Here is a 13765-nt window from a genome sequence, read left to right as displayed (position 1 = left end):
CGGGTCAGCCGGACGAGCCCGTCCCGCCCTTGGCCGACCCCCCGGTCCCCGGCGGGTCCCCGCCCGTGTCGGCCTCGGTGCGCGCCCGCACGGTCTCGCCCGGCTCGTCCGGATCGCGCTCCCGGCCCGGTGTGGGCAGGTTGAAGCGGGTGATGAGCAGGTAGAAGATCCCGAAGTAGGCCGCGAAGTACACCAGGCCCACCAACAGGATCACTCCCAGCCCCTGGGTGTTGCCCTTGGTGGCGTTCAACAGCATGTCGATCAGACCCGCCGAGAACCCGAAGCCCAACTGGGCGTCCAGCGCGTTGAGCACCGCCATCGAGACGCCGGTCAGCACCACGTGCACCGCGAACAGCGCCGGGGCCACGAAGATGAACGCGAACTCCACCGGCTCGGTGATGCCCGTCGCGAAGGCCGTCAGCGCCGCGGGGATCATGATCGACCCGATCTGCGTCCGCCGGGCCTTGGGCGTGGCCAGCCACATCGCCAGCGCCGCACCGGGCAGGCCGAACATCAGCACCGGGAAGAACCCGGACAGCAGACCGCCCGCGTCCGGGTCGCCGGCGAAGTAGCGGGTGATCTCGCCGTGCGCCACGGTGCCGTCGGGAGCGGTGTAGGTGCCCGACACGAACCAGATGAACGAGTTCACCACGTGGTGCAGGCCCAGCGGCAGCAGCAGGCGGTTGATCACCCCGTAGGCTCCGGCTCCCACCGCGCCCGCGCCGATGATGCCCTCGCCCAGGTCCTGGATCCATCCGCCCACGACCGGCCAGACCAGGCCGAGCACCACGCCCATCACCAGACCGGCCAGCGCCGTCACGATCGGCACGAACCTGCGGCCGCCGAAGAAGCCCAGCCAGGTCGGCAGCTTGATCCGGTGGTAGCGCTGCCACAGCAGGGCCGCCACCAGACCCACCGCGATGCCGCCGAGCACGTCGGTCGGGTTCTTCACCGCGTGGTTGATCACCGGCATGACCGCGTTGACGGCCTCGGGGTCGGTGACGGGCTGGCGTGTGACCGGGTCCACCGCCAGCGGGTACGTGGTCAGCCGCGACCCCAGGTCGCCCGTGGCGCCGTCGAAGGTCACCATCGTCCAGGTGGCCACCCGGTCGAACACCAGGTAGCCCACGACCGCGGCCAGGGCGGTCGAACCGTCGGCGCGCTTGGCGAACCCGATCGCCACACCGATCGCGAACAGCAGCGGCAGGGCCTGGAAGACCGCGTCGCCCGCCATGCCGACGGCGCCCGCGACCGGCTCCATCCAGCCCATCCCGGAGAGCCCGGCCAGGCCGTCGGCGCCGAGCAGGTCGGGCTGGCCCAGGCGGAGCAGGATCGCGGCGGCGGGCAGGACCGCGATGGGCATCATCAGGCTGCGGCCGAGCCTTTGCAGGACGGCGAGCGTGGACGAGCCGCGCTTGGACCGGCCCGCGCCGCCGCCCGGGGGCTGCGACGCGGTCGGTGTCGGGGTCTGGTCCGAACTCATGGGGGGTCCTTCCTCGGGCACGCGCCTCGTGGGCGCGGGACTTCAGTCGCCGTGCCGCCGGGGGTCCAGCCGGGAGTGCAGCTGGTAGCGGTCGGCACGGTAGGTGGACAGCGCCAGTTCCACGCACTGTCCGTTGGCGAAGCTCCGGCGCTGCATCACCAGCACCGGGCTCCCAGCTGGCAGGCCGAGGAGTCGGGAGTCGGCCGAGTCGCAGATCCCGGCCTCGATGGTCTGTTCCCCGGAATCCAACAGGATGTCGAACTCGTTTTCCAGCACCTCGTAGAGGGACCGTTCGGCGAGGTCGTAGTCCTCCAGGCCCGGGACCATGGCGGCGGGGATGTTGGAGCGCTCCACGGCCATCGGCTCGTCGTCGGCGGTGCGCATGCGCTCGATGTGGTGCACCAGGGTGCCCGGCGCGATGTCGAGCATGCGCGCGGTGTGCCCGCTCGCCGGGATGACCTGGCGGATCAGCTCGCGGGCCCCAGGTTCGAAGCCGCGTGCGCGCATGTCCTCGCTGAAGGAGGCCAGCACCAGGGACATCTCGATCTTGGGGCGGGCGATGAAGGTCCCCTTGCCGGGGACCCGGTACAGCCGCCCCTCGGCCACCAGAAGGTCGATGGTCTGGCGGACGGTCATCCGCGAGAGCCCGTAGGTGGCGCTGAGCTCGCGCTCGGAGGGGATCATGTCGTCCACGCCCAGCCCCGCCGCGGTGATCCAGTCCAGGAGCAGGTCGCGCAGTTGGCTGTACTTGGGCAGCGGGTTGCTGGGGTCGATCGACATGGAGCGGGTGGCCTTCTCGGTCGGCGGGTGGAGTTGGCGTCAGACCTTAGCGCGGACGGGCCCTGCGTGTCCGGCGCACCCGGCCCGGGCACCTCCGGGACGATTCGGGCGCGACTGGTATAGTCCGGACTAGACCACAGCTCCGACCGCGTGTCAATCCACCCAAGGGCAGGCGGTTCGCACCTGTTATCAGGGCAGACCGAGGGGTCCGCCCGGGAGTCCGGACCACCCGCGCGACCCCCTGTCCGCCGTCCGCCAGCCGAGGCGCGCGCTCCGCCGCGTCCACCGCCCGCGCCACCCACAGGAAGGGCCCTCCATGACCACCACCACGAGCGTGATGCGTTCCGAGATCGCCGAACAGCCGGAGGCGCTGCGCCGCACCTTCGCCGAACTCCTGCCGCTGCGCCCCGAGATCGAGGCCCTGGGCCGCCGCACCAGGCACGTGCTGTTCATCGCCCGCGGCTCCTCCGACAACGCGGCGGTCTACGGCAGCTACCTCCTCCAGGCGCACACCGGACGCCTGGCCACCCTGGGCTCGCCGTCCATCGCCACCACCTACGGGGCGCGGATCGACCTGTCCGACGTCCTGGCCGTCGCGATCTCCCAGTCCGGCAAGACCGAGGAGATCGTCGAGACCATGCGCTGGGCCGCCGACTGCGGCGCGCGCACCGTCGGCGTCACCAACGGCGCGGAGTCCCCGCTGGCCCGCGAGGCCGACGTCGCCCTGGTCACCCGGGCCGGGAGCGAGGTCGCGGTACCCGCCACCAAGACCTACAGCACCCAGCTGGCCGCCCTCGCCGTCCTGGCCCTGGGCCTGGGCGCCGACCTGGACCCCGGCGACCTGACCCGCGTCTCCGAGGGCATCGAGGAGACCCTCGCGGCGCCCTCGGACGCCCTGGAGGAGATCGTCGAGCGGATGGTCGCCGTGCAGGGAGCGGTCATCTCCGGCCGCGGCATGGCCTTCTCCACCGCGCTGGAGGCGGCCCTCAAGCTCAAGGAGGCCTGCTACCTCCACGCCATGGGCCTGTCCTACGCCGACCTGCTGCACGGCCCCATCGCCGTGGTGGACCCGCGCACCCCCGCGCTGCTGGTGGCCGCGCCCACCGGCCCGACCCTCCAGGGCACGGTCTCCCTCGCCGAGCGCGTCCGCTCCGCCGGGGCGCCGGTCTTCGGCTTCGGCGGCGGCGACGCCCTGGCCGCCGCCAGCGACGTGTCCGTGCCGGTCCCCGACATGCCCGAGTGGGTGTCCCCGATGAACCTCATCGTCCCCGCCCAGCTGCTCACCGAGCGCCTGGCCCGCCGCCTGGGCTACAACCCCGACGTCCCGCGCGGCCTGAACAAGGTCACGCAGACCTCCTGAGCGGAGCACAACACCCCGTCCGGACCCCGACCCTGGTGCGCGCGGTGCGCCGCCCCTAAGCTCGCCCTCAGGTTTCGGGTACACCCCGTTCCACGGCAGAACACGGAGGACACATGGCGGACAAGGCAGCGGCGATCGTCGCCGGTCTGGGCGGCGCGGACAACATCGAGGACATCGAGGCCTGCATCACCCGGCTGCGCACCGAGGTGGCCGACCCCGGTCTCGTGGACGAGAAGGCCCTCCAGGCATCCGGAGCCCACGGCGTGCTGGTCTCGGGCAACGTCGTCCAGGTGGTGGTCGGTCCCGAGGCCGACGCCCTCACCGACGACATTCGGGACCTGCTCGAATAGGCCCCGCCAGGAAGGATCAAACCCTCCAGGGAGGGAAGACACCCCCCATGCCAGACGTGATCGGTACGCTGCGCGTACTCTCCCCCGTGCCCGGAACGGCGCTGTCCCTCGAAACGGTGCCCGACCCCGTCTTCTCCCAGTCGATGGTCGGCCCCGGGGTCGCCGTCCACCCCGAGCCCGGCCAGGAGGGCGGGCAGGAGGGCGTCCAGGACGCCGTGTCCCCCATCGCGGGGACCCTGGTCAAGCTGCATCCCCACGCGTTCGTGGTGATGGCGCCCGACCACCGCCGGGGCGTGCTCGTCCACCTGGGCATCGACACCGTCCAGATGGCGGGGGAGGGGTTCACCCTCCTGGCCGCCGAGGGCGACGAGGTCGAGGCGGGCACCCCGGTGGTCCGCTGGTCGCCGGGTTCTGTGGCCGCGCAGGGGAGGCCGTCGGTGGTCCCGGTGGTCGCCCTGGACGCCTCGTCCGACGCGCTGGGCGAGGTGGCCAGCGGCTCGGTCGACCGGGGGGACGCCCTCTTCACCTGGGCCTGAAAGGCGCGCGGACCCGGGTCCGCGCACCACGCCCGACGCGGCCCCGAACCGCCGCCACGCGCGCCCGCGTGGCGGCGGTTCCGCCTCTGGGCCTGCCACAACGGGTATTCTCCGGCGGCGAACCCACGATTTCGCCGGAGATGAAGTCCGCCATGAAACTGTCCGTTCCGCACGCCCTGGCCCCGGCCTGCGTGGGACTCGCACTGATCGCCACCGCATGCACCACAGAGGAGGTGGGTTCCTCGCAGGAGGACCGCGCAACCCAGCCGTCGGCCGAGGCCGAACCCTTCGAGCCCGTGCTCGCCCCCCGGCTGCTGTCCGAGATGGACCTGGACGACAAGATCGGCCAGCTCCTGGTCCTGACCGCCCAGGGCACCTCGGCCGCCGAGAACGCCGTCCAGATCGAGGCCTACCGGCCCGGCGGCCTCATCTACTTCGACGCCAACCTCACCGACGCCGAGCAGATCGCCACCATGTCGGCGGGCGTGCAGGACCTCGCCGCCGACCAGGGGCAGGGCGTTGCGCTGTTCGTCGGCATCGACCAGGAGCAGGGCCTGGTGGCCCGGCTGCCCGTGGGCACCCGCTTCCCCGACGCGATGGCCGTCGGCGCCACCCGCGACACCGAGCTGGCCGAGCTGCGCGCCTCCACCACCGCCGAGGAGCTCACCGCCCTGGGCGTCAACCTCAACTACGCGCCCGACGCCGACGTCAACACCGACCCCGGCAACCCGGTGATCGGCATCCGCTCCTTCGGCTCCGACCCCGACCTGGTCGCGCGGATGGCCGTCGCCGAGTCGGACGCCTACTCCGGCGCCGGTGTGGTGTCGGTGGTCAAGCACTTCCCCGGGCACGGCGACACCGACGTGGACAGCCACAGCGGCCTGCCCGTCATCGACATGCCGCGCGAGCAGTGGGAGGCCGAGCACCTGCCGCCGTTCCGGGCGGCCATCGACGCGGACGTGGACGCCATCATGACCGCCCACGTGCTCATGCCGCAGCTGGACGGGAGCGAGGACCCCGAGCCCGCCACCATCTCCCCGGAGCTGATCGACGGCATCCTCCGCGGCGAGCTGGGCTACGACGGCGTGGTGACCACCGACGCCCTCAACATGGAGGGCGTGCGCCAGCGCCACTCCGACGGCGAGATCGCCGTGCGCGTGCTGGAGGCGGGCGTGGACCAGCTGCTCATGCCGCCGGACCCCGCCGCCGCGGTGTCCGCGATCCGCGAGGCCGTCGATCAGGGCCGCCTGACCGAGGAGCGCATCGACGAGTCCGTGCTGCGCGTCCTGGCGCTCAAGGAGAAGCGCGGGATCCTGGAGGCCGAACCGGTGGACGCGCAGGGCGCCGCGGCGGTCCTGGAGGACCCCGGGCACGCCGAGGCCGCCCAGCGCGTGGCGGACGCCTCCGCGACCCTGCTGCGCAACGAGGGTGACCTGCTGCCCCTGGCCGAGGGCAGCGGAGTCCGCGTCCAGGGGGCGGGCGCGGAGCAGATCGCGGCCGCGCTCACCGAGGCCGGGATCGACGTGGTGGAGAGCGGGGCCGACGCCGTGGTCGTGGGCACCGGGGGCGGCAGCGGGGCCTCGGAGCAGAGCGGCCTGGTCCAGGCCGCGCGCGCCGAGGGGCTGCCGGTGGTCGTGGTGTCCCAGGGCACGCCCTACGACCTGGCGGCCTTCCCGGAGGCGGAGGCGTTCGTGGCGGTGTACTCGTCCATGGACGTGTCTCGGGCGGCCGCCGCGCGGGTCGTCGCCGGACAGGTGAAGCCCTCCGGCAAGCTGCCGGTGGACATCCCCGCGGCCGACGTGGAGATCGGGACCGGGCTGACCACCTGACCGGCCGGGTTTCGCCGGGGGTTGAAACGGGCGGGGAACGGGAAGAACGCTTCCCCGCCCGACCCGCGGGCGTCTGGGGGGAGAGGTCACCGACGACCGGAGGAGGGGATCGGATGGACGGCACCCGGCGAGGGGTCATCTGCGACTGGGGCGGTGTCCTCACGCCGCCGCTGCCCGTGGGCATCCGGGCCTGGCTGCACGCCGACCGCATCGACGTCGAGCACTACCACGAGGTCATGCGGCCCTACTTCGACGGCAGCGTCGAGGGGGAGAACCTCGTGCACGCGCTGGAACGGGGCGAGATCGACACCTGCGCGTTCGAGCGCGAGCTGGCGGCCCTGCTGCGCTGCACGCACGGCGGTCCGGTGGTGGCCGAGGGGCTGATCGACCGCATGTTCTGCGAGTTCGACCCCGTGCACGACATGTACGAGGCCCTGCGCCAGGCCAGGACCGCCGGGGCCGTGACCGCCCTGCTGTCCAACTCCTGGGGCAACTGCTACCCCCGTGAGCACTTCGACACCACCTTCGACGCGGTGGTGATCTCGGGCGAGGTGGGGATGCGCAAGCCCGAGCACCGTATCTACCTGCACACCTGCGAGCGGATCGGCCTGCGTCCCGAGGACTGCGTGTTCATCGACGACCTGGAGCACAACGTCCGCACGGCCGAGGAACTCGGGATGACCGGCATCCTGCACACCGACGTGGACACCACGCGGCTGGAGCTGGAGCGCTTCCTGGCGCCGGACGGCGACGGCGCGCCCCCGGTGCCCGGGGAGCGGGCGGCCTGAGCCCGGGGTTTGGCACACTTGGTGTGTCCATCCCGCATCCTGGAGAGCCGCTCGCATGTACGTCTTCCTGCCCAGCACCATCCCCGCCCTGGCTCGCCTGCTGGAGGAGGGGCGCCTGGAGGGCGTGCCGCTGACCGCGTTCGCGGCCGACCCCGGCCCGGACGAGGACGTGGAGGAGGCGGAGTACGAGGCCATGTACGCCGCCGCCGGGGAGTCGCTGGCGCTGCTGGCGGCCGACTCCGGCGCTCCCCGGCGACGGGTGGTGCTGGCCGCGAACATGCCCGACCAGGTCGTCGAGCGCGCGGGCCGCGCGGGTCGGGGCGTGGTCCGGGTGAGGGTCACCGGGGCCGTTCCGATCAAGAAGCTGGCGTCGGCGCACGTGGACGACGCCGACGCCGTCGCGGACGTGGCGTCGGCCGTCCAGGGCCCCGGTTCGGGCGCGGTGGAGGACCACGAACTGATGTGGTTCGCGGTCCAGGAGCTGCGCTACCTCGTCGAGGAGGCCTCGACCACGCGGCCGTAGGCCGACGGCCGGAGGCCCGCTGATGGGGCGGGGGCGCGAAGGCGTGCCCACCTCGGCCGTCGGGGACGTGGATCCCGGCCCCCGGGGGCCGACCCGGCGCGACCGCCCTCCCGCCTCCCGGCAGGACCCGGACGGAGGTTTCCGCCCTTGTGCGCCCATACGGCAAGATGGAGGGGCCCCACCCCGTCGCGCCCCGAGGAGTTCGCCATCAGCCGCCTGGTGCTATGGAACATCGACCTCACCCTCCTCGACGTGGGACGGGTGACGAGGGCGGCCTACGCCGAGGCCTTCGAGAAGGTCACCGGTGAGCCCCTCGTCTACCTGACCTCGTCGGCGGGCCGGACCGATTCGGAGATGTTCTTCGAGTTCTGCGCCCGCAACTACGTCGACGTCGAACCCGACACCGGCTCCCTGGGCGAGTTCCTCGACGCCCTGGAGGAGTCCTTCGGCAACCGCTCGGACGAGCTGCTCTCCAAGGGCCGCGTCATGCCCGGCGCCGCGGCCTCGCTGGCGGCGGTGACCTCCATGCCCGACACCGTCCAGACCGTGGTCAGCGGCAGCACCCGCGCCAACGCCACGGCCAAACTGGTCGCCTTCGGACTGGACACCTACCTCAACCTGGCCATCGGCGGCTACGGCTCGGTCAACTACCCCAAGTCCAGCCTCATCCAGTCCATCCGCCTGCACGCCTCGGGCGAGGGCGGCCGGGTCTACTCCGAGGAGGAGACGGTCTTCATCACCGACTCCGCCCCGGACGTGCGCGCCGCCGTGATCGGCGGCGCGACCCCGGTCGCGGTGCTCAACGGCTCGACCACCGAGGGCCAGCTGCGCGAGGCCGGAGCGGTCGTCGTCCTGCCCGACCTGACCGACCCCCGGGCCGTGATGACCGCGGTCCACCAGGCAACGGCTCGGTAACGACATGTCCCCCCTGTTCGGGGGTAGGTGGTGGCCCGTGTACGCAGTCACCGATCACCGCAATCTGTTTCTAACACTCCGCAACCGCCCTGTAACGGTGTTGGTCCTGCCCCCGGGCCCGAAAGCCAGTAGCCTTGGCACCGGGCGGGGCGGGGACAACGAGGTCCGGCGCCCCGCGACCCCAATCCGAACCACCACGGTCGTGGGCTCCTTGCGGCCCAGGGAGTTCACACCGAATCACGCAGTGGCCCAGAAGTTCACAGGTCATATGACCGGTCGTTCCGCCGGCACTCGTGCGACGTTGCTCACAAAGGAGTGAGAGATCCCTATGTCCGGGCAATCCGACGTCCAGCTCCAGAAGCTGCTCAGTGAGGCGGCCGCCAAGTGGTCCCCCGGGGCGCGCATCAGCCCCGAGGAGGCCGACGCCGTCCGCCGCTTCCTCCCCGTGTACTACCGGCACACGGACCCCGAGGAGATCAGCGGCCGTTCCCCCGAGCAGATCTGCGGCGCGGCCGAGGCCCACCGCTCCTTCGGCGCCCGGCGCGCCGCCGGACGGGCCAAGGTCCGCGTCTACACCCCCGACGCCGAGCGCGACGGCTGGGACCAGCAGACCGGCGTCGTGGAGATCGTCACCGACAACGCCCCCTTCCTCGTCTCCTCCGTCACCATGGCCCTCAGCGACCTCGGTGCCGGGGTCCGGCTGATCATCCACCCCCAGATGACCGTCGGCCGCGACCTGGAGGGCCGCCTGGTCCGGGTGGAGCCGGAGGCCGGCGGCGAGGGCCTGCTGCCGATCGACGAGTCCTGGATGCACATCGAGATCGACCCGCAGCCCGACCCCGAGCGTCTGCGCGAGATCACCGCCCGGGTCGAGTCCGTCCTGGCCGACGTGCGCTACGTGGACGAGGACGCCGGCAAGATGAGCGACCGGGCCATCCGGATCGCCGACGAGCTGGCGGCCTACCCCGACCGGCTCGCGGCCGGGGGAGTGGACCCGCGCGAGATCGGCGAGAGCGTCGACTTCCTGCGCTGGATCGCGGGCCGCCACTTCACCTTCATGGGCTACCGCGAGTACACCCTGGTCACCGACGAGAACGGCGACGACTCCCTGCGCCCCGAGCCCGGATCGGGCCTGGGCGTCCTGCGCATGGACTCGCCCGCCTCCACCAGCTTCGCGGCCCTGCCCCCCGAGATCCGCGGCAAGGCCCGCGAGCCCTACGTCCTGGTCCTGACCAAGGCCAACTCGCGCGCCACGGTCCACCGCCCCAAGTACCTGGACTACATCGGCGTCAAGAAGTTCGACGCCCAGGGCAACATCGTCGGCGAGCGCCGGTTCCTCGGCCTGTTCACCTCCCAGGCCAGCACCACCAGCATCGCCCAGATCCCCATCATGCGCCGCAAGCAGGCCGAGGTGCTGGCCCTGGCCGGGTTCGAGGCCGACAGCTACGACGGCAAGGACCTCATCGAACTGCTGGAGACCTTCCCCCGAGAGGAACTCCTCCAGATCCCCGTGGGCGAGCTGTACAACATCGTCCGCGGGGTCCTGCGCCTGCGCGACCGGCGCGGCACCAAGCTGTTCATGCGCCGCGACCCCTACGGCGGCCGGTACATGTCCTGCTTCGTGTACATGCCGCGGGACCAGTACAGCACCCGGGTGCGCCTGGACATCCAGGACGTCCTCGCCGAGGCCTTCCACGGCGCCACGATGGACCACAACGTGCTCATCGGGGCCGCCCCGCTGGCCCGCCTGTACCTGGTGGCCCGCGCCCAGCACGGGCGCACCCTCGCCGACATCGACCAGGTCGCCCTGGAGGAGAAGGTCCGCGAGGCGGCCCGCTCCTGGGACCTGGACTTCGACGACGCCCTCGCCTCGGCCTTCGGCCCCGTGCGCGCCACCGAGTTCAAGGAGCGCTACTCGGGCGGCCTCACCGAGGCCTACAAGGTCGACAACAGCCCCGCCACGGCGGCGGGCGACATCCGCGAGCTGGAGAAGCTCCTCGCCCGCACCGACCCCGGTCGGCGCCACGGGGAGTTCTCCGCGGTCCTGTACCAGCGCGAGGACGCCGACCCCGGCTGCTGGCGGTTCCGCCTCTACCGGATCGGCGAGCCCATCTCGCTCTCGCGCGTCCTGCCCGTCCTGGAGAACCTGGGCGTGGAGGTCGTCGACGAGTGGCCCTACGACGTCACCGTCCGGGACGTGGGCCGGGTGTGGATCTACGACTTCGGCCTCGGCCCGATCCCCGAGTCCGACCTGGCCCCCGAGCGCCTCAAGTGCCTGTTCGAGGAGGCCTTCGACGCCTCCTGGCGCGACCTGGGCGAGAGCGACCGCTTCAACGCCCTGGTGGTGCGGGCCGGCCTCGACTGGCGCCAGCTCACCGTGCTGCGCGCCTACGCCAAGTACCTGCGCCAGACCGGATCCACGTTCACGCCCGAGTACCTGGCCGACGTTCTGGTGGCCAACGTCGGGATCGCCAACCTGCTGGTCGAGCTGTTCGAGACCCGCTTCGACCCCGACCAGCCCGGCGAGGGCCGCGACGAGCGCGCCGAGGTCCTCGTCGGCAAGGTCGAGGGCGAACTGGAGGCCGTGGCCAGCCTGGACCACGACCGCATCCTGCGCTCGTTCCTGGCGGCCATCCGCGCCACCCTGCGCACCAACCACTACCAGGGCCACCCCTACCTGGTGCTCAAGCTCGACCCGCAGGAGATCCCGGACCTGCCCCACCCGCGGCCCCGGTTCGAGATGTACGTCTACTCCCCGCGCGTGGAGGGCGTGCACCTGCGCTTCGGCGCGGTCGCGCGCGGCGGGCTGCGCTGGTCGGACCGCTTCGAGGACTTCCGCACCGAGATCCTGGGCCTGGTCAAGGCCCAGATGGTCAAGAACTCCGTCATCGTCCCCAGCGGCGCCAAGGGCGGCTTCGTGTGCAAGCGGCTGCCCCAGAACGGCACCCGCGACGAGGTGATGGCCGAGGTCGTGGCCTGCTACAAGCAGTTCATCAGCGGCCTGCTCGACGTCACCGACAACCTCGTGGACGGCGAGATCGTGCACCCCGAGCGCACCGTCCTGCACGACGGCGACGACTCCTACCTCGTGGTCGCCGCCGACAAGGGCACCGCCACCTTCTCCGACACCGCCAACGCCATCTCCACCGAGCGCGGCTTCTGGCTCGGCGACGCCTTCGCCTCCGGCGGCTCGGTCGGCTACGACCACAAGGCCATGGGCATCACCGCGCGCGGCGCCTGGGAGTCGGTCCGGTTCCACTTCCGCGAGATGGGCGTGAACGTGCAGGAGGAGCCGTTCACCGTCGTCGGCATCGGCGACATGTCCGGCGACGTGTTCGGCAACGGCATGCTGCTCTCCCAGCAGATCCGGCTGATCGCGGCCTTCGACCACCGCCACGTCTTCCTGGACCCCGACCCCGACCCGTACACCTCCTGGGTGGAGCGCAAGCGCGTCTTCGACCTGCCCCGCAGCACCTGGGAGGACTACGACCCCAAGCTCATCTCCGAGGGCGGCGGCGTGCACCCGCGCACGGCCAAGTCCGTGCCGATCACGCCGCAGGTGCGCGAGGCCCTGGGCATCGAGGAGGGGGTGCACAGCCTCACACCGGACGAGCTGATCCGGTGCGTGCTCACCTCGCCCGTCGACCTGCTGTGGAACGGCGGCATCGGCACCTACGTCAAGGCCAGCACCGAGACGCACGCGGACGCGGGCGACAAGGCCAACGACCAGCTGCGCGTGGACGCCAGCGAGCTGCGCGTCAAGGTGGTCGGTGAGGGCGGCAACCTGGGCCTGACCCAGGACGCGCGGATCGAGTTCGCCCGCGCGGGCGGCCGGATCAACACCGACTTCATCGACAACTCCGCCGGCGTGGACACCTCCGACCACGAGGTCAACATCAAGATCATGCTGGACCGCGAGGTGCGGTCGGGCAAGCTGGACAAGGCCGACCGCGACCAGCTGTTCATCGACATGACCGACGAGGTCGCCGAGCTGGTCCTGGACAACAACGACGCGCAGAACACCGTGCTGGCCGCCGCGCGCAAGCAGGACGGCCAGATGCTGCACGTCCACGGCCGGTACATGCGCCACCTGGAGCGCACCAGGGTGCTCAAGCGCAAGCAGGAGGACCTGCCCTCCGACAAGACGATCGCGGAGCGGCGCGCGGCGGGCAGGGGCCTGACCAGCCCGGAGTTCGCCACGCTGCTGTCGTACACCAAGATCAGCCTCAAGGACCAGCTCGACCTGTCCGACCTGGCCGAGGACCCCTACCTGACCGACACCCTGACGGCGTACTTCCCGACGCCCCTGCGGTCGGAGCGCTTCGCCGAGGGAGTGCACTCCCACCCGCTGCGCCGGGAGATCATCGTCAACCAGGTCGTCAACCAGATGGTCAACCGCTCCGGTCTGACCTTCGCGTTCCGGCTCAACGAGGAACTGGGCTCCAGCTCCGCCGACATCGCCCGCGCCTACCTGGTGGTGCAGGACGTGCTGGGGCTGCGCCGGTTCTGGAGCAGGCTGGAGGAGCTGGACCACGAGATCTCGATGGACAGCCAGCTCGTCCTGCTGCTGGAGGCGCGCAAGCTCGCCGAGCGCTCCGCCCGGTGGCTGCTGCGCAACCGCACCTTCCCCTTCGACATCAGCAGCGAGATCGGCTACTTCGCCGACGGCGTGGGAGAGGTGCTGCCGCAGCTGGTCGAGCTGCTGCGGGGACGCGACCGCGAGGCCTTCGTCGAGCGCCGCGACCGCTACACGTCGATGGGCGTGCCGACCGAGCTGGCCGAGCAGGTGGCCGTGATGGTGCCCGCCTACTCCACGCTGGACCTGGTGGAGATCGCCCAGCGCACCGGTCGCCCGGTGGAGAAGGTCGCCGAGCTCTACTTCGAGCTGGCCGACCGGCTCAACATCAGCTGGTGGCGCGAGCGCATCATCGACCTGCCGCGCGACGACCGGTGGGTGACGACGGCGCGCTCCTCGCTGCGCGACGACCTGTACGCGGCGCACGCCGACCTGACCGCGCGGGTTCTGGAGAGCGGTCCGGCGCAGGAGCCCTCCGAGCTGATCGCCGCGTGGATCGACCAGAACCGCGACCGGGTGCAGCGCGCCGGGATCACGCTGTCGGAGATCCAGGAGAACGAGCGCTTCGACCTGGCCACGCTGTCCGTGGCGCTGCGGTCCTTCCGCGGCCTGGTGGACTGACGCC

General features: G+C 71.7%; 9 protein-coding genes and 1 pseudogene. 8 read left to right on the top strand and 2 right to left on the bottom strand.

The features are described from left to right. Positions 1-4: 4 nt before the first annotated feature. Both EV372_RS04925 and EV372_RS04920 read right to left on the bottom strand, forming a co-directional pair. Positions 5-1483 (bottom strand): PTS transporter subunit EIIC, encoded by a 1479-nt coding sequence (locus EV372_RS04925; protein WP_130395034.1) that lies wholly within the window; start codon positions 1481-1483, stop codon positions 5-7. Between the two features lie 42 nt (positions 1484-1525). Next, on the bottom strand, positions 1526-2263 hold the full coding sequence (locus EV372_RS04920; RefSeq protein ID WP_013154738.1) for a GntR family transcriptional regulator: 738 nt from the start codon (positions 2261-2263) through the stop codon (positions 1526-1528). A gap of 316 nt (positions 2264-2579) precedes the next feature. On the opposite strand from EV372_RS04920, the gene EV372_RS04915 reads away from it, so the two are divergent. The 8 genes and pseudogenes from EV372_RS04915 (at position 2580) to EV372_RS04880 (ending at position 13761) form a co-directional block, all read left to right on the top strand. Continuing rightward, positions 2580-3623, top strand: a complete 1044-nt coding sequence (locus EV372_RS04915; protein ID WP_130395033.1) for an SIS domain-containing protein — start codon at positions 2580-2582, stop codon at positions 3621-3623. A gap of 101 nt (positions 3624-3724) precedes the next feature. Next, positions 3725-3973 (top strand): annotated as a pseudogene (locus EV372_RS04910) (PTS sugar transporter subunit IIB); the annotation flags it as partial. Between the two features lie 47 nt (positions 3974-4020). Further along, the gene (locus tag EV372_RS04905; protein ID WP_130395031.1) at positions 4021-4509 is read left to right on the top strand and encodes a PTS sugar transporter subunit IIA; all 489 of its coding nucleotides are present in this window, start codon (positions 4021-4023) and stop codon (positions 4507-4509) included. Positions 4510-4661: 152 nt separating this feature from the next. After that, positions 4662-6338: a glycoside hydrolase family 3 protein gene (locus EV372_RS04900; protein WP_130395030.1), complete on the top strand. Its 1677-nt coding sequence runs from the start codon at positions 4662-4664 to the stop codon at positions 6336-6338. 113 nt (positions 6339-6451) lie between these two features. Further along, a complete protein-coding gene (locus tag EV372_RS04895; protein WP_130395029.1) occupies positions 6452-7126 on the top strand; it encodes an HAD family hydrolase in 675 nt (224 codons plus the stop codon). 55 nt (positions 7127-7181) lie between these two features. Continuing rightward, a complete protein-coding gene (locus EV372_RS04890) occupies positions 7182-7649 on the top strand; it encodes a DUF6912 family protein (protein ID WP_130395028.1) in 468 nt (155 codons plus the stop codon). Between the two features lie 219 nt (positions 7650-7868). Beyond that, positions 7869-8564: a haloacid dehalogenase-like hydrolase gene (locus tag EV372_RS04885; protein ID WP_130398762.1), complete on the top strand. Its 696-nt coding sequence runs from the start codon at positions 7869-7871 to the stop codon at positions 8562-8564. Positions 8565-8892: 328 nt separating this feature from the next. Next, a complete protein-coding gene (locus tag EV372_RS04880; RefSeq protein WP_130395027.1) occupies positions 8893-13761 on the top strand; it encodes an NAD-glutamate dehydrogenase in 4869 nt (1622 codons plus the stop codon). Positions 13762-13765: the final 4 nt, after the last annotated feature.

The sequence above is a fragment of the Nocardiopsis sp. CNZ308 genome, from assembly GCF_004217075.1.
The sequence above is the reverse complement of the archived record's forward strand: the minus strand, read 5'-3'. Positions and strand labels throughout refer to the sequence as shown.